Below are 18,552 nucleotides of genomic sequence, written 5' to 3' on the forward strand. Positions count from 1 at the left end.
GAGGCCCCCGTGACCACTCCCGCACTCCGCACCCGTCCGACCACCGACACCGAGCCGCCGCGACCCGAGCGCCGACGTCGGCCCGCCGCCGCCCGCGAGGGCCTCGCTGGCTGGGGCTTCGTCGCCCCGGCCCTGGCGGTCGTGCTCGGCCTCACGATCTTCCCCGGCGTCTGGGCGCTCGTGCTGTCGTTCCAGCGCTGGGACGGCTTCAGCCCGCCGTCCTTCGCCGGCATCGAGAACTACCAGGACCTGGCGACCGACGCGAGCGCGCTCGCGGCTGCCGTGCACACCCTGCTCTACACGGTGCTCTTCGTCCCCGCGTCCCTGCTGCTCGGACTCGCCCTGGCCGTCGCCCTGAACCGGCGCATCCGGTTCATCGGGCTGTACCGCACGGCGATCTTCGTGCCGTTCGTGGCGTCCGCCGCCGCGACCGGCATCCTGACCACCTACCTGTTCAGCCCGCAGTTCGGCATCGTGAACAACGTCCTGCGCGTGCTGCACGTCCCACCGCAGGGGTGGCTGGAGGACCGCTCCGAGGCGATGGTCGTCATCGTCATCATGTCCCTGTGGGGGCAGGCGGCCTTCACGACCGTGATCTACCTCGCAGCGCTGCAGGACGTCCCGGGCGACGTGCTCGAGGCGGCGCGCATCGACGGTGCGAACAACTGGCAGACGTTCTGGCGCGTGGTGTGGCCGCAGCTGGCACCGGTCACCGCGTTCGTCGGGATCTACCAGACCCTGCAGGCCGTGCAGCTCTTCGACCTCGTCTACGCGACCACCCGTGGTGGACCCCTCGACGCGACGCAGACGATCGTCTACTACCTGTGGAAGACGGCCTTCCAGAACCTGCAGTTCGGTTACGGGTCGGCCATCGCCTACGGCATGTTCTTCGTCACCCTCACCGCGACCGTGATCGTCACGGTCGTGCAGCGCCGAGCCGGAAGGAAGGCGTCCCGATGACCGTCGAGACCCGCGTACTCGAGACCCCGAACCGGCCGGCCGCCGTCGCGGCTCCCGCCGCGCGCACGGCGCCCCGCCGCCGACGTCGGTTGCCGTTCAGTCCGTGGCACCTCCTGCTGGCTCCGGTGGCGCTCCTGTTCCTGCTGCCGTTCGTCGAGATGTTCCTCACCTCGCTCGAGCCGGCGTCGGAGATCAACAAGTTCCCGCCGTCGTTCCTGCCGACGCAGTTCACCTTCTCGGGCTACTCGCGTCTGTTCGCGGAGTCGGACATCCTGCACTGGCTCCTCAACACGGTCATCGTGTCGGCGTCGGCGATCGTCTCGCACCTCGTGCTGTGCTCGCTGGCCGGCTACGGGTTCGCGCGGCTGCGGTTCCCGGGACGGACGTTCGGCTTCCTGGCGATCCTCGCGACGATCATGATCCCGTCGCAGCTGCTCATGATCCCGACCTACGTGATGTTCGCCCGGCTGCACCTCGTGGACAGCCTCGGTGCGGCGATCGTGCCGTGGCTCGCGTCGGCGTTCGGCATCTTCCTCATGCGGCAGTTCTTCCTGTCGCTGCCCGCCGAACTCGAGGAGGCCGGCCAGATCGACGGCTGCACCCGCCTGCAGGTGTTCTTCCGGATCGTCCTGCCGCTCGCCCGACCGGCGCTCGCGACGCTCGCGATCTTCACCCTGCTCGGGTCCTGGAACGACCTGGTCTGGCCGCTCGTCGCGATCAACGACGCGGACTCGTTCACGCTGCAGCTCGGTCTGACCAACTTCCAGGGGGCACGGCGGACCGACTGGTCGCTGCTGATGGCCGGCAACGTGGTCGCGACGCTGCCGCTCATCCTGCTGTTCCTGGTGGCGCAGAAGCAGTTCGTCGCGACGATGGCGTCGGCCGGCCTGAAGGGCTGAAGCGGGTCGCAGCAGACGGGAGGCACGGTGCCCACGGGCCCCGTGCCTCCCGTCGTGCGTGCGGTCGGCCTGGAGGCGAGGGGCGGTCCCGCACCGTGCCTCCCGTCCGGGCGCTCACCGGGCACGACGGAGCGCCCCTCGGATCCCGAGGGGCGCTGTCGTCCGGTGGCCGTCCCGGCCACCGCTCACTTCAGGCCGGAGGACGCGAGCCCGTCGATCACCCGCCGCTGCAGCACGATGAACAGGACCAGGACGGGCGCCATCGCCATCAGGCTCGCCGCCATGAGCAGCGGGTAGTCGATGGTGCGGTCGCTGGAGAGCGTCGCGAGCCCGGCGGCGAGCGGCATGTCCTCGGCGCGGGTGGAGACCACCAGCGGCCAGAGCAGCTCGTTCCACGACCAGAGCACCGTCGTGATCGCGAGCACGCTGATCGACGGACGTGCGAGCGGCAGCATGATCCGCCAGAAGGTCTGGAACGGGTTCGCGCCGTCCATGCGCGCGGCCTCCTCGAGCTCGGCGGGCATGTTGAGGAACGCCGTCCGCATCAGGAACGTGCCGAAGGCACTGAACAGACCGGGCGCGACGATGCCGGCCAGGGTGTCCAGCCACCCGAGGCCCTGCACGATCTGGTACTGCGAGATGAGGTAGACCTGTGACGGCACCAGCAGGATCGACAGCACGATGCCGAGGATGATCGCGCGTCCGCGGAACCGCATGCGGGCGAACGCGTAGCCCGCCAGGGTGCACAGCACGATCTGCGCCAGGGTGCGGATCAGGGTCACCCAGATCGAGGTCGCCAGCTGGTCGAGGAAGGGGAGCCGCTCGAAGACCCGGGCGAAGTTGTTCCACTGCAGCTCGCCCGGCCAGAAGGTCGGCGTCGGCGAGGTGACCTGCGCGTTCGTGGACAGCGCCATCACGATCTGCCACAGGAACGGGAAGGCCATGACGAACCCGCCGATGCCGAGCACCACGTGGATCCACCAGTGGCTGCCGCCGCGGCGACCGGGACGTGCGGCGGTCGTCGCGCGGGTGCGGCCCGCCGCCTTCGTGGCTGCCGCGACCCTGCTGCCGCGTGCGTCGATGATGCCGGTCATGACTGGACCCACTTCCGCTGGACCCGGAACTGCACGACGGTGATGATGCCGATGAGCACGAAGATCACCATCGCGATCGCAGCCGCGAATCCCTTGTCGTTGTCGATGAACCCGGCGTTGTAGAAGTAGAAGACGAGGGACATCGTCTGCGGGATGACCGGGTTGGTGGAGCCGAGGATGGCGTAGAGCAGGTCGAACAGCTGGAAGCTCGAGATCGTGGTGACCACGAGCACGAAGAAGATGCTCGGCGTCAGCAGCGGCACGGTGAGCGAGCGGAACTGGCGCCAGCGGCTCGCGCCGTCGAGCTCGGCGGCCTCGTACAGCTCGGGCGGGATGTCCTTCAGCCCGGCGCCGAGGATGATCATCGAGAAGCCGAGCGAGGACCACAGGCCGACGAGGGACACGGCGACGAGCGCGAAGCCCGGGGTGGAGATCCAGTACGGGCCGTCGATGCCGAAGCGTCCGAGGAACCAGTTCACGATGCCGAAGTCGCCGTTGAACATGATCCGCCACACCAGGGCGATCGCGGCGGGCATCGCCACGTAGGGCAGGAAGAAGAGCACCCGGTAGAACTGGGCGAACCGCAGGCCCGGGGTGTTGAGGAGACTCGCGAGCCAGACCGCGATCGGGATGCCGAGCAGGACGATCACCGTGTAGACGATCGTGTTGACGAGCGACTGGTACAGCTGCGGGTCGGACAGCAGGCGGGCGTAGTTCGCGAGCCCGGTGAAGGTGGCGCCGCCGAAGACGCCCCAGCTCGTGAAGGAGTACCAGAAGGTCTGCAGGATCGGCCAGATGAAGAACGTGCCGACGCCGATCAGCAGCGGGAGCACGAACAGCCACGGCCAGATGCCGTCGGTGCGGTGGGCGCGGGTCGGGCGTGGCCGTTCGTCGCGGTGGGTTCGGGGTGGCGGTGACGGCCGGGTCGCCGTCGTCTGCCGGGTGTTCGTGGTCATCGGATCGCTCCTGGGCCGAGGTGGGCGGATCGAGGGGTGCGGATGCGGGTGCGGGTGCGCGGGTGCGGGTGCGCGGGTGCGGTTGCGCGGGGCCGGACGCGGGTGCTTGCGGACCGTGCTCGTGCTGATCGGTCGGGGTGCCGGACAGCGCCGGTCGGCCGGGGTGGACCCGACCGACCGGCGCTCGTCGCTCACTCCTTCGCGAGTGCGGCGTCCATCTCCTTCGCGAGCTCGGCCGTCACCTGGTCGACGGGTCGCGACCCGTCGAAGGCGCTCGGGAGCAGGTTCGTCTCGAGGGTGTTCCACGCAGCGATGTTCTTGGACACCGGGAGCGGCTTCGCGTAGTCGACCGCGTCGAGGAACACCTGCAGGTCCGCATCGGGCATCGTCTTCGTGAAGGCGTCCTGCGTGCCCTCGTAGGCCGGGATGACCGCACCCATGTCGCCCTGCTGCTGTTGGGCCGGCTTGCTCGCCAGGTACGCCTGCAGTGCCTGGGCGGCCGCCTTGTTCTTCGACCCCTCGGCCACGACGTTCGAGACACCGTGGATCACGGTCGCCTGCTCCTTGCCCTTCGGCAGCGGGTAGACGACGACGTCCTTCTCCAGGTCGGTGCCGATGAGCGCCGACCGGAACCAGCTGCCGCCCTGGTACATCGCGAGCTTGCCGGAGGTGAACCACTGGTCCGCCGTGGTGTCGGTCAGCTGCTTGATCGACGGCGAGGCGCCGGAGCCGATCAGGTCGGTCCAGAACCGGATGCCCTCCTGGGCGGCCTTCGTGTCGTACTCCGACTTCCCGTCGTCGATCACGGACCCGCCGGCCTGGAAGATCGTGTCGTAGTAGGTGGTCTGGCCGTCCATGCCGCCGGCGGCGCCGTACGCGCCGTCGCCCTGCAGCTTCTGCGACAGTTCGGCGGCGGTGTCCTGGAAGTCCTGCCAGGTCCAGTCCTTCGACGGCAGCGGCACGCCGGCCTTCTCGAACAGCGCCTTGTTCACCCAGACGCCGATGGTGTCGAAGTCCTTCGGCACGCCGTACTGCGTCCCGTCGTAGGTGTACAGGTCGTCGAGCGCCTTCGAGTACTTCGACGGGTCGATCGCACCCGACTCCACTGCGCCGGTGATCGGCGCGAGCTTGCCGTTGGCCGCGTAGAGCTGGAAGTTCGGGCCGTTCATCCAGAACAGGTCGGGCAGCGTGTTGCTGGAACCCTGCGTCTGCAGCTTCGTGAAGTAGTTGGCGAAGGGCGTCACGTCCACGTTGACCGTGATGTCCGGGTACTCCTCGTTGAAGCCCTTGATGTTCGCCTTGATCGCGTCGACCTGGTTCTGGTCCCAGACGGCGTAGGTCAGGTCGGCCTTCGTGTCCTTCGCGACCGTGCCCGTCCCGGAGTCGGAACCGGCGGACGATGCGCTGCTGCACCCCGCCAGGAGGGCGACGGCGCTGACCACGGCAGCAAGACCGAGCAGGGCGCGGCCGCGGCCGCCGCCGTGGCGGGGAGAGGGGAGGGTCATCGGGTGTTCCTTCCGGAGGGGTCGTCGTGGCCGGCTGCGGCCGTGAAGTGACGGATGGTGGCTTCGGGGAGGGGCGGCACGTCGAGCGGGACGGAGCCGTTCCGCAGGGAACGCGTCGCGAGCGCTCCCGCGGCGACCGCGGCGCGCGCTGCGATCGGGGACAGGGTCGTCGGCTCACCGAGGGCGACGGAGCGGAGGAACTCGGTCATGGTGAGCAGGTCGGCGTCGGCGTGGCCGTCCTCGACGCCGTCGATCGGGTACTCGACGTCACCGGCGACGTCCCAGTTGCGGCGGTGGTTCCACACCTTGACGACCCCGCCGCCGGTGTCCCCGACGTTCTCGAGGCGGCCGTGGGTGCCGATGACGGTGTAGTTCCGCCAGTAGTCGGGCGTGAAGTGGCACTGCTCGTAGCTCGCCTGCACGCCGTTCTCGAGCGTCATCATCACCATCGAGACGTCCTCGACGTCGACGACGGGATTGAGGCCGGTCTGCTCAGCGGGCGGCCAGTTGTCGAACGAGAACCAGTCGGTCATGAGCTCGTCGCTGCGGTCGCGCCGGTCGGTGACGTCGCCGTACACCGAGAGCGACCCCATCCCGACGACCCGGCTGGTGTACGCGCCGGCGAGGGCGTGCACGACGTCGAGGTCGTGGCTCGCCTTCTGCAGCAGGAGCGAGTTCACGCGGCTGCGGTCGGCGTGCCAGTCCTTGAAGTAGTAGTCGCCGCCGTTGCCGACGAAGTGGCGGACCCAGACGGCCTTCACCTCGCCGATCTCCCCACGGGCGATGACCTCGCGCATGAGGCGGACGACGGCTGCGTGCCGGAAGTTGTGGCCGACGTACAGGGGCGTACCGGTCTCGGCGGCAGCGTTCAGGACGGCGTCGGCGTCCTCGATGGTGATCGCCAGGGGCTTCTCGAGGTAGACGGCGATGCCGGCGCGGAGCAGGTCGATCGCGATCTCGGCGTGGGTCCAGTCCGGGGTGGTGACGATCGCCGCGTCGACGAGGTTCGGCGCACCGCCCGTGCCGATCAGTGCCCGGTGGCCGGTCACCACCGCGGCCTCCGGCCAGTGTGCGGCGGCCCGTTCGCGTCCCGCGGCCGTGGTGTCGGCCGCGACGGTGATGCGGGCGTCCACCCCGTCGGCGTCGAGGCCTGCGGCGGACACGTGGTCGGCGATGGCCGATCGCTGGCCGATGCCGACGACGGCGACCCGGAGCAGGCGTGTGCTCGTGGTGGTCATCTCGCTCCTTTGCGTGATTGTGACGGCAATGATGCCAAATCGATCATGAATGCACAATAAGCACGCACGGGTCGATCACGGAAGCGTGCATCCGAGGTTGTTACACGCCGGCAACGTCGGGACGGCGCCGCTCGCGGCACGGCGATGGTCGGCTGCGGCTGCGGCTGCGGCTGCGGCCGCGGGATCGCCGGGGCGACCCCCGCGGGTCAGCTCGCGACGACGAGTTCCACGCCGGCGGACGCCAGGTCGGCGGCGAACGGGACGGGCACGGCCTGGTCCGTGACGAGCACGTCGATGCGCTCGAGCGGGCAGATGCGCGCGAAGGTGGCGCGCTCGATCTTCGTCGAGTCGGCGACGACCACGACCCGGCGGCCGACAGACGCGAAGTGCCGGCTGACCTCGGCCTCGCCCTCGTGCATCGTCGTCGCGCCGTACTGGCTCGTCAGCCCGTCGACGCCGAGCACGACGACGTCGAGTGCGAAGCCGTCGAGCGTGTCCCGCACGGTCGGACCGATGAGCTCGTACGACTGCCGCCGGGCCACACCGCCGGTCACGACGATCTTGACGTTGGCGCGGACGGACAGCTCGTAGCCGATGTTCAGCGCGTTCGTGACGATCGTGATGCCGCACTCGCCGTCGGCGCGGATGAAGCGCTCGCTCTTGCCGAGCTCCCGCGCCACCTCGGTCGTCGTCGTCCCGCCGTTCAGGCCGACCGTGTCACCCGGCGAGACGAGCGCGGCGGTCGCCCGGGCGATGGCGGTCTTCGCCTCGGCCTGTCGGGCGATCTTGTACTGCAGGGGCAGTTCGTACCCGGCTCCCAGCGCCGCTGCGCCACCGTGCGTGCGGGTGACGAGCCGCTGGTCGGCCAGGGTCGTGAGGTCGCGTCGTGCGGTCGCAGCGGAGATGCCCAGCGCCTCACCGATCTCGGCGATGGAGACGTTCCCGCGGTCGCTCACCAGCTCGAGGAGCGCGTTGAGCCTCTGCTGCGGGGTCATGGCGTCATCCTACGGGCGGCGTCGTTCGGCGATGTGAGCGGAATTGCTGCGCGTTGTTTGCACTGATCATGATCGATCGGCAGGCTGACGACGTCCGATCAGTGCTGGTCGGCGCGATCGGAGGGCCCGCGATGACCACTGACGGCGCAGCGCTCGGCATCGACGTCGGGGGCACGAGCATCAAGGCGCGCCTGGTCGCCGGCGACGGACGGGTGCTCGATGAGCAGCGTGTCCCGACCCCGCGAGACGACCCACGGGCGAGTGCGTTGGCCGAGGTCGTCGCGTCGCTGGGGCAGCGGGCACGGACGGACGCTCGGCAGCACGGGAGCGACCTCGGAGCGATCGGGCTGGTCGTCCCGGGGGTCGTCGACGAGGACGCGGGCCGTTCGGTGCTCTCCGTGAACCTCGGGTGGCGGGACGTGCCGGTCCGGGCCCGGGTCACCGAGGCCCTGGGGGTCGCAGGGCTCGACACCGTGCCGCTCGCCTTCGGCCACGACGTCCGGGCCGGAGCGCTCGCCGAGGTCCACGCCGCCGGTCCCACGACGCTCGGCCGTGGCACGGTCGCCTTCGTCCCCGTCGGCACCGGTCTGGCGAGCGCCCTGGTGGTCGACGGCCGGGTGGTCCCGGGCGGCGGCTGGGCGGGGGAGATCGGCCAGGTCCGGATCCGGGACGGTGCCCACGCGGGCCTCCGGGTCGAGGAGATCGCCTCGGCCGGGGCCGTCGCGCGTCGCAGTGGTGCTCCGAGTGCCCACGACGCGATGCTCCGTGTCCTCGACGGCGACCCGGTGGCCCGACGGGCGTGGGACGACTGCGTCGAGGTGCTCGCCGACTCCCTGGCGTGGCTGACCGCCGTGGCCGGCTGCCACACCCTGATCGTCGGCGGCGGCCTCGCGCAGTCCGGACCGCTGCTCTTCGACCCGTTGCGTTCCGCGGTGGCGGACCGACTCACCGGGGTCAGGGTCCCCGAGCTGGTGGGTGCGCAGCACGGCGACGCGGCCGGTGCCATCGGCGCGGTGCTGCTCGCGCGCCAGCAGCTGGTCGGCTCGGCTCGGCTCGGCTCGGTGCGTGCTGGTTGGCTCCCGGACGTCACGGTGACCGCGTGACCGCCCTCGTCCGCGCCCCGCGGATCGTCACCGCCGAGGTCGACCTACCGAACGCCTGGCTCGCGGTCGACGACGGCCGGGTCACCGCACTCGGCACCGGCACGGCGCCCGCGCACGATCGCGTGGTCGAGGCGCCGGGCACCGTCCTGCCGGCCTTCGTCGACCTGCACGCGCACGGCGCACTCGGCCACGACTTCGCATCGTGCTCGGTCACCGAGGCCCGGGCCGCCGCCGCCCACCACGCCGCACGGGGGACCGGACGCCTGGTGGCGTCGATCGCGACGGGCACGGTCCCGGACACGGTCGCCGCCCTGCACCGCCTCCGCCCGCTCGTCGACGACGGCACGCTCGCCGGACTGCACCTCGAGGGGCCCTGGCTCGCTCCGGCCCGCCGGGGTGCGCACGCTGCCGGACTGCTCCACCCGCCGGCCCCGGACGAGGTCGACCTGTTCGTGGACGCCGGCGGTGCAGCGCTCCGGATCGTCACGCTCGCGCCCGAGCTCCCGGGCGCGCTCGACGCCGTCCGGAGGCTGGTCGCATCGGGCGTCGTCGTCGCGGTCGGCCACACCGATGCCGACGCCGACCAGGTGCGCGCCGCAGTGGACGCCGGCGCGACCCTGGTCACGCACCTGTTCAACGGCATGCCGCAGCTGCACCACCGTGCGCCCGGGCCGGTCGGCGTCGCGCTGACCGACGAGCGACTCACGGTGGAGTGCATCGTGGACGGTCACCACCTCGACCCGGTGACCGTCGACCTGGTGCGAGAGTCCGTCGGTGAACGGCTCGTGCTCGTGTCGGACGCCATGGCGGCGACCGGGTGCGCCGACGGCCGCTACCGGATCGCCGGCTCGGAGGTCGTGGTCTCCGACGGGGTCGCCCGGCTCGCCGACGGCTCCTCGTTGGCCGGGAGCACGATCACGGTCGCCGACGCCGTGGCCCGGTTCGTCGACGGTCGTCCGGACCGACTGCCGTCGGCCGTGCGCGCATCCTCCGTGCGTGCGGCGTCGGTGCTCGGGCTGCGTCCGCCGCTCAGCATCGGTGCGGCCGCCGACCTCGTGGTCCTCTGCCGGGACGGCCGGGTCGAGCCGCTGCGGCTCGGTCCGACCGGCTGACCCGCTCAGCGGCTGGCCGACCAGCTGACCACAGCGGCCTGCTCCGGCCGTGCGGGGTGCCGGAGTCGGTCACGGCCGAACGACAGGCACGGCCAGCAACCGGTACCCCGTTCGACGGACCCCCTGTCCGGACGAGCCGATCCCCGCACGCCGCGGGTCGTTGCTCGCGGACGGACCCGGCGGTCAGCGGGGCGAGGGTCGGAACCAGCGGATCAGCTCGCGGAGCGCCGGCAGGGAGCTGATCTGCGTACCGTCGGTGGCGTCGAGGTCGTCGAAGGTGCTCCGGTACCCGGGAGCCTGCTCGACGTCGGTGTCCTCGGCGGGGAAGCCCATCGTCCACTCCGGGAACTGCCGCTCCTCGATGAGCTCCTCGGTGAGCACCGTGACCTTGGTGTGTCGGTCGTCGTGCTTGATCGTGTCCATCTTCGAGCGCACGGCCTGGTCCGGCCCCTCGAGCAGCTGCAGGAAGTAGCCGTTCCGGAAGAGCAGCACCCCGGTGACGTCGTTCTCGGCGTTGGCACGGCGGCTCTGGGCGAGCAGGGCGGCGAGGTCGTCGTCGCCGAGGGGACGGGTGGCGACGCTCGAGTAGATCAGGGACAGCATCGGGGCTCCTTGTCGGGGTCGTGCCGGGCCCGTCAGTCAACTCCGCCGCACCCGTGCGTCCGCAGACCACCGGGGGACGACCGGACAGTGCGCCGTCGCACGGGCGTCCGGTCTGCCACGCTGGACCCGTGGACACCGTCATCGTCATCGGAGAAGCCCTGGTCGACGTGGTCGACCGCCCCGAGGGTCGCGTCGAACACCCGGGTGGCAGCCCGATGAACGTCGCCGTCGGCCTCGCCCGGCTCGGCCGGTCGGCGCGACTCGTCTGCGCACTCGGCGACGACGACCGCGGCGCCTCGATCCGGGCGCACGTCGGCGCGAGCGACGTCGAGGTCGACGCGACCGCGATCGACCGGACCTCGACGGCCGTCGCGACCATCGGCGAGGACGGCGGCGCGTCCTACGAGTTCGACCTCGACTGGCGGCTCGACCCGGTGCACGTGCCCGCTGCGACGCCGCTCGTCCACGTCGGCTCCATCGGCGCCGTGCTCGAACCCGGGGCACGCGCCGTGCTCGAGGCCCTGCGCGTCCGTCCGACCGACGCACTCGTCTCGGTCGACCCGAACGTCCGGCCGTCGATCACGCCGGACCGGGACGCCGTGCTCGCGACCCTCGAGCCGCTGTTCGCCGAGGCCGACGTGGTCAAGCTCAGCGACGAGGACGCCGCGTGGCTCTGGCCGGACCGCAGCGTCGACCAGGTGCTCGACGGCCTGCTCGCCTACGGCACGGCCCTCGCCGCGGTGACGCTCGGCGGAGCGGGGTGTGCGATGGCGTCCACTCGGGCGCGTATCACCGTGCCGGCGCCGCGCGTCGAGGTCGCGGACACGATCGGTGCGGGGGACTCGTTCATGGCGGGGCTGCTCGCGAGTGTGCTGGCACGGGGGAGCGCCCCGACCGCGCTCGACGCCGACGAGCTCGGTCGCCTGGCGTCGCTCGCCCTGGCCTGTGCCGCGATCACGGTGTCCCGCCCGGGCGCCGACCCACCGACCCGCGCCGAGCTCCCGACCGGGGTCGTGTCGGACGTCGACTGACGGCGGACGGGAGGCGCGGGGCTGCTGGCGTGACGCCGGTGACGGTCAGGAGATTCCGGCCAGCGCCAGCCAGTCGCCGAAGGCGTCCTTCGGGATGACGCTCAGGGTGCCGTCCGTCTCGATCACGACCGCGGCCACCGTGCTCACGTCGCCGACCCTCGAGCTGAGGTCGCGAGCAGCGCGCTCGCCAGCGCCCCCTCCGCCCACGACACTCCGCCCACGACACTCCGTCCCGGCGCTCGGCAGCGGCGCCGCCACCCACCGTGCACCGCGGTCGGCTGCCCCGCTGTCAGACCGTGACGGGGAGCTCATCAGCCCGTCCCTGCTCGCCGACGTCGGCGTGCCCGGCTACGTGTTCGCCGTGCTGCTGCTCCTGCTCGCCCGGCCGCTCGCGGTCGAGGTCGCACTCGTCCGCAGCGGACTGGACCGGTGGGAGCGAGCGACGGCTGCGTGGTTCCGTCCGAAGGGGTTCGCGAGCGTGCTCTACGGGCTGCTCGTGCTCGGGAGCACGGTGCCCGACGCCGATCGGCTCTTCGACGTCATCGTGGTCGCGGTCGTGCTCTCGATCGTCGCGCACTCGTCGACCGACGTCCCCATCGCGGACGCCTTCGCGCGCCGGGCGGAGCGCGAAGAGGAGTCCCGACGGGTCGGCCGCTGAGACGTCGTGCGCTCAGGCGTGGGCCGCGAGGAACGCGTCGGTCTCAGCGGCCGTCGGTGCCGTCGCCGGCCCCTGCCGCGTCACCGCGAGGGCGGCTGCGGCGTTCGCGCGCCGGACCGACTCGTGCAGGGACGCTCCGCGGGCCAGGGCTGCGACGAACACCCCGCCGTGGGCGTCGCCCGCGCCGTTCGAGTCCACCGCGTCGACGGGGAAGCCGGGCACCAGGACAGGGGCGCGTCCGGACTCGGCGACCCAGCAGCCCGCTGCGCCGTCGCGGACCAGCGCGGTGCCGCGGGCGGACGCGGCGATCGCGGCGACCGCCTCGGGGAGTCCCGCGGCGGTCGGTGCCATGAGCCGCGCCTCCCGGCCGTTGGCGCTGACCACGTCCGCACGGGCGATGACGGGGCCGAGCACCGCCGGGGGCAGCGTGTCGACCAGGGGCGACGGGTCGAGCACGACGCGCACCGTGTCCGGCACCGTCGTCAGCCAGTCGGCGATCGCCGGACCGTTGACGGCGTGGGCGAGGCCGTAGCCGGAGACGAAGACCGTGTCGTCGGACCGGAGCACGATCCGGTCGAGGTCCTCGCGACCGAGGCGGCCCTCGGCACCGACGCTCGTCACGAAGGTCCGTTCGGTCGTCGCGTCGACGAGTGCCACGCAGTACCCGCTGTCGACGTCGTCGAGTCCCGGCTGCAGGACCTCGACGTCCGAGTCGACGAGCGCGGCTCGGACGACGTCGCCGAACGGCCCGGTGCCGTACTGCCCGGCGAACACCACCGGGAGCCCGTCCCGGACCGCGGCCACCATCGTGTTGAGCCCGCCGCCCGCGGTGATCTCGGATGCCGAAGCGATGACGTCGCCGCCGGGCTCCGGGATCGCGTCCACGCGCATGACGATGTCGACGACGACGTTGCCGACGGAGACGAGGCGGCTCACGCGCGCTCCTCGGGTGCGTGCAGCTGGCCGCGGGGACCGCCGGTGAGCAGGTAGACCAGGGCGGCGACGACGAACGTCACGACCCAGCCGAGGCCGTTCGCGCCGATCCAGCTGTCGGAGAGCGCTCCGACGAACACCGGGTCCGCGTCGCCGACCTGCACCGAGGTGAAGAGGAAGCCGACGACGATCGCGACGACCCAGGCCGAGAGGGCACCCCAGGCGACACCGCCGCGGTACCAGTAGCGGCCGCCGGCGCGCAGGTCGAGCAGCGCGGCCGGGTCGTACCAGCGTCGCTTCGCCATGTCGGCGATGAAGACCCCGAGCCAGGCCGTGATCGGCACCGCGAGCACGGAGATGAAGGTGATGAAGGGCGCGTAGAAGCCGTCGGCCACGAGCATGAAGTACATCGCGCCGAGGGTCGTGACGACCACGTCGACGGCGACCGCCCACACCCGGGGCACCTTGACGCCGAGGGTCAGCGTGGTGAGGCTCGCCGAGTACACCGACAGGTGGTTCGACAGCAGCAGGCCGCCGAACGCGGCGACCAGGTACGGGATCGCCATCCAGCTCGGCAGCAGGTCGCGGATCGCCGCCACCGGGTCACCGGCCTGCGCGAGCGTGGGGTCGCCGGCGGAGACGAGGGCACCGAGACCGACCAGGACCACGAGCGGGATGCCCGCGCCGGCGGCGCTCGCGCTGATCAGTGCGCCCGCCTTCACCGACGTGCGCGTGTACCGGGCGATGTCCGCGCCGGCGGTCGCCCAGCCGATGCCGGTGCCCGCGGCGATGGTGCCGATGCCGATGACCATCGCGGCTACCGGACCCGCCGGCTGCGACCCGACGACGTCCCAGTCGACGCGGAGCACCAGGAAGACGGCGACGAACACGTTGAGCGCGCCGAACACCCACGTCGCCCACTTCTGCACGGCGACGATGAACGCGTGACCGAGCCCGGAGATGAGCACGGTGGCGATCACGAACACCAGGATGGCGACGATCGTCAGCACCGGGTTCGCCTTCGCGTCGCCGTCGGTGCCGAAGAGGATCGTGAAGAGCGACAGCAGCACGAAGGCCGCGGTCGTGGTGTTCACGGTCTCCCAACCCAGGCGGGACAGCAGCGACACCGCGGTCGGCCCGATGTTGCCGCGGACGCCGAACACCGCGCGGCTCAGGGTCAGTCCGGGGGCGCCGCCGCGTCGTCCGGCGATGGAGATCACGCCGACGACCGCGAACGAGCCTGCGGCGCCGATGAGCGCGACGACGAGCGCCTGCCAGATCGTCAGGCCCTGGAACGCCACGAGGGTCGCGCCGAGCGGGAGCCCGAGGATCGAGATGTTCGCGGCGAACCAGACCCAGAACAGTGCGCCGGGTGCGCCGTTCCGCTCGTCGTGGGGCACGGGCTCGATGCCGCGCTGTTCGACGCTCGTCAGCGTGCCGCTGGAGAGCGTGCCGCCGGAGCGTGTGGTGGTGTCCTGGGCCATGGGGATCCTCTTACGTCATCGGAAGGGTGCTGCGGGGGAGGGGTGACCGGACGGCGGCGGAGGGGGGACCGCCGCCGTCCGGGGTCGGGTCAGGCCCGGTGACGGAGCGTGAGCAGTCCGTCGACCAGCGGGCCGAGGTCGAGGTGGTTGACGGTCGTCACGGTGGCGACCGCGTCGGCGGGCCATGCGTCCGGACCGTGCACGGCGCCGAGCACCGCACCGGCCATCGCGGCGATCGTGTCGGTGTCGCCGCCGATCGACGCGGCGGTGCAGAGCGTCTCCCAGGGATCGAGGTCGAGCGCGACGAGCGCGAGCGCAGCGACGACGGACTCCTGGCTGGCCACGCTCGTGCCGATCACCTGCGCGACGGCGTCGATCCGGCCGTCGGTGGGGACGGTGGGCAGGAAGCCGCGCGCCCAGGTGGTCTTCGCCGCGATGTCGCCACCGGCGACCCAGTGGCCGCGCGCCGCACCGATCGTGGCGGCGGCGACCGCGGCGTCGAGTGCCTCGGTCCGCGTGGCACCGTCGATGCCGGCGCTCACCGCGGCGGCGACCGCGCTCGCCCCGGCGATGCCGATCCCGGTGTCGTGGGTGACGCGTGACGCGTCCTGCACGGCGTCGACCAGGCGGACGAGGTCACCGGAGGGCACGGCGATCCCGACCGGGGCGATCCGCATCGCGGCACCGTTCGTCGTGCCCGTCGAGCCGGCCTCGGACGCCGGCACCCCGTCGAGGATCCGCTGCACGGCGGTCTTCGTGCTCGGTCCGAGCAGGTCGAGCGACCCCTTGGCCTCCATCGCGCGTTCCCACGCGATGAGTGCCTCGGCGAAGCGGGTGGGGTCGATGTGTCCGTCGCCCTCGAGGAGCAGCTCGGCGACCATGACCGCCTGCTCGGTGTCGTCGGTGATCGTGCCCGCGGGCATGCCGGCGGCGATCCGCTGGTGCGGTCCGGCGTCGGCGAACCCGGTGATCCTCCCGTGGTCGGCGCGGATCTGCGCGAGGGACATCGATTGCGTGGGCATGCCGAGGGCGTCGCCGATCGCGAGTCCGGTCAGAGCGGCGAGGGCGTGGGGCTGGTCGTTCACGGTGTCCTGTCGGGTCGTCATCGTGTCGTCCCGAAGCGCATGTGCAGGCGGAACCGGTCTGGGTCGAGGAGGCTGTCGACGCGCTCGACGAACGCGCCCTGGGCGGTGCGCGAGTCACGTCGGCTCCGGAGGAACGGGGTCCCCTCGGCGCGGTCGAGCAGGCGGGCGTCCTCGGCGTCGAGGGGCACGACGTCGACCCACTGCTCGGCGCTCGCCGGCACGAGTCCCGCCTCGGCGATGGTCGCGGTGAGCGAGTCGTCGACCAGGCCGGCGGTCGGTGCGGTGGCCAGGCGGCCGATGGCGGGCAGGACGCTCCGCTCGAGGGACACCGGGCGTCCGCCCACGACGGTGCGTAGGCGGTCGACCACGACGAACGTCGCGTCCGCCGCGTCCACCTCGGCCTGGAGGTGCGGGTCGTCCACGCGGTCGAGCCGCAGGACGCGTGTGGTCACCTCGGTGCCCGAGGCGGCGATCGATCGCGCCCAGCCGCCGCGCGGGTCCAGGGCGGCGCCGTCGAAGGTCACGACCGACCCGACGCCCCCGTGGGTCGAGATGTACTCGTCGTCGGCCAGATCGGCGAGGGCGGCGCGGACGGTGCCGCGGCTCACCGCGAAGCGGGCGGCGAGGTCGTGCTCGCCGGGCAGGCGCTCACCGGCGCGGTACCGACCCGTCGCGATCGCGTCGCGGAGGGCGTCGGCGACGAGGCGTCGCTTCGATGAGACGGGCATGGACAGCAGTGTACATGTACAAATCCTGTCCAGTACCACTCGTCCCCGCACGACGGACGGGAGGCACGGTGCCAGCCGGCACCGTGCCTCCCGTCCGTCTCGTCCTGCGTGCCGTCCCCGCTACACCAGCGCCGTGAAGGACGCGTCGCGCACGAGCAGCGTCGTCGCGTCGCCCTCGACGGCCTGGTCCGGGTCGCTCGACAGGCCGAGCGACCACGAACCGCCGCCCGGCTTCTCCGGCAGCGTGAACTCGACCGTGGTGTCCGACGCGTTGAGCAGCGCCGCGACGGTGTCGTCCCCACGCTGCAGCACGAGAATCACCGCGCGGTTGCCGCCGTCTGCCCAGTCGCCGTCCTCGAAGCCCTGCGCGTCGGCGCGGAGCACCTGCACCGTGGACTCCGAGTCGCCGGGGGCCGTACGGTACCACTCCGGGCGGAGCGCCTCGTGCTCCTTGCGGAACGCGATCGCCGCGGTGGTGAAGGCGAGCAGGTCACGGTCGGCGGCGTGCCAGTCGAACCACGAGATCTCGTCGTCCTGGCAGTACGCGTTGTTGTTGCCGCCCTGCGAGCGGGCGATCTCGTCGCCGCCCAGGATCATCGGGACACCCGCCGAGAGCAGCAGCGTGCCGAGGAAGTTCCGGCGCTGGCGGTCGCGGTAGTCGTTCACGGCGCCGTCGTCGGTCGGGCCCTCGATGCCGCCGTTGAACGAGGTGTTGTTGCTCTCGCCGTCGTTGTTGTCCTCGCCGTTGGCCTCGTTGTGCTTCTCGGCGTACATCGTCAGGTCGGCCAGGGTGAAGCCGTCGTGCGCGGTGACGAAGTTCACCGAGCAGAGCGGGGAACGACGGGAGCCTTCGTACACGTCGGGGGAGCCGAGGGCGCGCTGGACGGCGTCGCCGAGCGTGCCCTCGTCACCGCGCCAGAACGCGCGGAGGTCGTCGCGGTACTTGCCGTTCCACTCCGACCAGTCGGCCGGGAAGCCACCGACCTGGTACCCGGCGGTGTCCCACGGCTCGGCGATCATCTTCACCTCGCGGAGCACCGGGTCCTGGTGGATGATGTCGAGGAACGCGGAGTGCTTCTCGGCCTCGCCGTCCTGGCGGGTCAGCGTCGTCGCCAGGTCGAAGCGGAAGCCGTCGACGTGCATCTCCTCGACCCAGTAGCGCAGCGAGTCGGTGATGAGCCCGAGCGCCGACGGGTGCGACACGTTGAGCGAGTTGCCCGTGCCGGTCGTGTCGAAGTAGTTGCCCTCGTCGCCCTCGACCAGGCGGTAGTACGAGGCGTTGTCGATGCCCTTGAAGGACAGCGTCGGGCCCATGTGGTTGCCCTCGGCGGTGTGGTTGTAGACGACGTCCATGATGACCTCGAGCCCCGCGGCGTGCAGGGCCTTGACCATCTCCTTGAACTCGGTGACCTGCTGGCCGGCGGTGCCCGAGGACGAGTACTCGTCGTGCGGGGCGAAGAAGCCGATGCTGTTGTAGCCCCAGTAGTTCCGGAGGCCCTTGTCGGCCAGGGTCGAGTCCTGCACGAACTGGTGCGTCGGCAGCAGCTCGACCGACGTGACGCCGAGGTCGGTCAGGTGCTTGATCGCCGCCGGGTGCGCCAGGCCCGCGTAGGTGCCGCGGATCTCCTCGGGCACGTCGGGGTGCTGCTTCGTGAAGCCCTTGACGTGCACCTCGTAGACGACGGTGTCGCGGTACGGGATGTGGAGCAGCGTGTCCCCGTCCCAGTCGAACTCGCGGTCGGCGACGACGGACTTCGGCATGGCGCTCGCCGAGTCGGTCTCGTCGATCTGCTCGGGGTTGTCCATGTCGTGCCCGAACAGCGCCTGGCCCCACTCGTACGAGCCGTCGATCGCGGTGGCGTAGGGGTCGAGGAGGAGCTTCGCCGGGTTGTGGCGGAGGCCGTTCGCCGGGTCCCACGCGCCGTGCACGCGGAAGCCGTAGCGGGTGCCGACGGTCACGTCCGGCACGACGTCGTGGAACGTGTACCCGGTGCGGTTGCGGAGCTCGGTGCGGTGCTCGGTGCCGTCCTCGTCGAAGCGGCAGAACTCCACGCGCTCGGCGGTGCTGGAGAAGAGGGCGACGTTGGCGCCGCCCTCGACGAGGGTGACACCGAGGGGCGTGCGGGAGGAAGAGGTCATGACGCCACTTGTAGTGGTCGGCGGCTGTG

Annotated in this window: 18 protein-coding genes; 6 read left to right on the forward strand and 12 right to left on the reverse strand. The window is 71.6% G+C overall.

Translation table 11 applies throughout. The annotated features are described in order from the left end of the window. Positions 1–9 precede the first annotated feature (9 nt). Positions 10–960 (forward strand): carbohydrate ABC transporter permease, encoded by a 951-nt coding sequence (locus C1N91_RS00860; RefSeq protein WP_137766191.1) that lies wholly within the window; start codon positions 10–12, stop codon positions 958–960. Further along, on the forward strand, positions 957–1,859 hold the full coding sequence (locus C1N91_RS00865; protein WP_137766192.1) for a carbohydrate ABC transporter permease: 903 nt from the start codon (positions 957–959) through the stop codon (positions 1,857–1,859). Before C1N91_RS00860 ends, C1N91_RS00865 begins: the two co-directional genes overlap by 4 nt. Before the next feature lie 185 nt (positions 1,860–2,044). On the opposite strand, the gene C1N91_RS00870 is transcribed toward C1N91_RS00865, so the two are convergent. The 5 genes from C1N91_RS00870 to C1N91_RS00890 form a co-directional block, all read right to left on the reverse strand. Continuing rightward, positions 2,045–2,953, reverse strand: a complete 909-nt coding sequence (locus C1N91_RS00870; RefSeq protein WP_254678294.1) for a carbohydrate ABC transporter permease — start codon at positions 2,951–2,953, stop codon at positions 2,045–2,047. Further along, complete coding sequence (locus C1N91_RS00875) at positions 2,950–3,909, reverse strand: carbohydrate ABC transporter permease (protein ID WP_137766193.1); 960 nt, start codon at positions 3,907–3,909, stop codon at positions 2,950–2,952. The genes C1N91_RS00870 and C1N91_RS00875 overlap by 4 nt, the downstream gene beginning before the upstream one ends. A gap of 191 nt (positions 3,910–4,100) precedes the next feature. Next, complete coding sequence (locus C1N91_RS00880; protein ID WP_137766194.1) at positions 4,101–5,414, reverse strand: ABC transporter substrate-binding protein; 1,314 nt, start codon at positions 5,412–5,414, stop codon at positions 4,101–4,103. Further along, the gene (locus C1N91_RS00885; RefSeq protein WP_137766195.1) at positions 5,411–6,652 is read right to left on the reverse strand and encodes a Gfo/Idh/MocA family protein; all 1,242 of its coding nucleotides are present in this window, start codon (positions 6,650–6,652) and stop codon (positions 5,411–5,413) included. Before C1N91_RS00885 ends, C1N91_RS00880 begins: the two co-directional genes overlap by 4 nt. 206 nt (positions 6,653–6,858) lie before the next feature. Next, complete coding sequence (locus C1N91_RS00890; RefSeq protein ID WP_137766196.1) at positions 6,859–7,647, reverse strand: DeoR/GlpR family DNA-binding transcription regulator; 789 nt, start codon at positions 7,645–7,647, stop codon at positions 6,859–6,861. A gap of 131 nt (positions 7,648–7,778) precedes the next feature. Between C1N91_RS00890 and C1N91_RS00895 the strand changes: the two genes are divergently transcribed. Together C1N91_RS00895 and C1N91_RS00900 are read left to right on the forward strand one after the other, a co-directional pair. Beyond that, a complete protein-coding gene (locus C1N91_RS00895) occupies positions 7,779–8,750 on the forward strand; it encodes an ROK family protein (protein WP_175415846.1) in 972 nt (323 codons plus the stop codon). Beyond that, on the forward strand, positions 8,747–9,862 hold the full coding sequence (locus C1N91_RS00900) for an N-acetylglucosamine-6-phosphate deacetylase (protein WP_137766198.1): 1,116 nt from the start codon (positions 8,747–8,749) through the stop codon (positions 9,860–9,862). The genes C1N91_RS00895 and C1N91_RS00900 overlap by 4 nt, the downstream gene beginning before the upstream one ends. A gap of 183 nt (positions 9,863–10,045) precedes the next feature. Here the strand turns inward: C1N91_RS00900 and C1N91_RS00905 are convergent, their stop codons facing one another. Next, positions 10,046–10,465, reverse strand: coding sequence for a BLUF domain-containing protein (locus tag C1N91_RS00905; protein WP_137766199.1), 420 nt, complete (start codon positions 10,463–10,465; stop codon positions 10,046–10,048). A 128-nt stretch (positions 10,466–10,593) separates the two neighbouring features. Between C1N91_RS00905 and C1N91_RS00910 the strand changes: the two genes are divergently transcribed. Then, complete coding sequence (locus C1N91_RS00910) at positions 10,594–11,496, forward strand: carbohydrate kinase family protein (RefSeq protein WP_137766200.1); 903 nt, start codon at positions 10,594–10,596, stop codon at positions 11,494–11,496. A gap of 45 nt (positions 11,497–11,541) precedes the next feature. Here the strand turns inward: C1N91_RS00910 and C1N91_RS16825 are convergent, their stop codons facing one another. Further along, positions 11,542–11,643, reverse strand: a complete 102-nt coding sequence (locus C1N91_RS16825; protein ID WP_137766201.1) for a DUF421 domain-containing protein — start codon at positions 11,641–11,643, stop codon at positions 11,542–11,544. 193 nt (positions 11,644–11,836) lie between these two features. Between C1N91_RS16825 and C1N91_RS00920 the strand changes: the two genes are divergently transcribed. Beyond that, complete coding sequence (locus tag C1N91_RS00920) at positions 11,837–12,154, forward strand: hypothetical protein (protein ID WP_137766202.1); 318 nt, start codon at positions 11,837–11,839, stop codon at positions 12,152–12,154. Positions 12,155–12,166: 12 nt separating this feature from the next. Here the strand turns inward: C1N91_RS00920 and C1N91_RS00925 are convergent, their stop codons facing one another. From C1N91_RS00925 to glgX, 5 genes are all read right to left on the reverse strand, one after another. Beyond that, complete coding sequence (locus C1N91_RS00925; RefSeq protein ID WP_137766203.1) at positions 12,167–13,090, reverse strand: PfkB family carbohydrate kinase; 924 nt, start codon at positions 13,088–13,090, stop codon at positions 12,167–12,169. Next, positions 13,087–14,571: a purine-cytosine permease family protein gene (locus C1N91_RS00930; RefSeq protein ID WP_137766204.1), complete on the reverse strand. Its 1,485-nt coding sequence runs from the start codon at positions 14,569–14,571 to the stop codon at positions 13,087–13,089. The genes C1N91_RS00925 and C1N91_RS00930 overlap by 4 nt, the downstream gene beginning before the upstream one ends. Positions 14,572–14,660: 89 nt before the next feature. Beyond that, on the reverse strand, positions 14,661–15,677 hold the full coding sequence (locus tag C1N91_RS00935) for an ADP-ribosylglycohydrolase family protein (protein WP_137766205.1): 1,017 nt from the start codon (positions 15,675–15,677) through the stop codon (positions 14,661–14,663). Next, the gene (locus C1N91_RS00940; protein ID WP_137766206.1) at positions 15,674–16,384 is read right to left on the reverse strand and encodes a GntR family transcriptional regulator; all 711 of its coding nucleotides are present in this window, start codon (positions 16,382–16,384) and stop codon (positions 15,674–15,676) included. The genes C1N91_RS00935 and C1N91_RS00940 overlap by 4 nt, the downstream gene beginning before the upstream one ends. A 120-nt stretch (positions 16,385–16,504) precedes the next feature. After that, the gene (gene glgX, locus C1N91_RS00945) at positions 16,505–18,523 is read right to left on the reverse strand and encodes a glycogen debranching protein GlgX (RefSeq protein ID WP_137766207.1); all 2,019 of its coding nucleotides are present in this window, start codon (positions 18,521–18,523) and stop codon (positions 16,505–16,507) included. Between the last annotated feature and the right edge of the window lie 29 nt (positions 18,524–18,552).

The organism is Curtobacterium sp. SGAir0471 (assembly GCF_005490985.1).
GTDB lineage: Bacteria > Actinomycetota > Actinomycetes > Actinomycetales > Microbacteriaceae > Curtobacterium.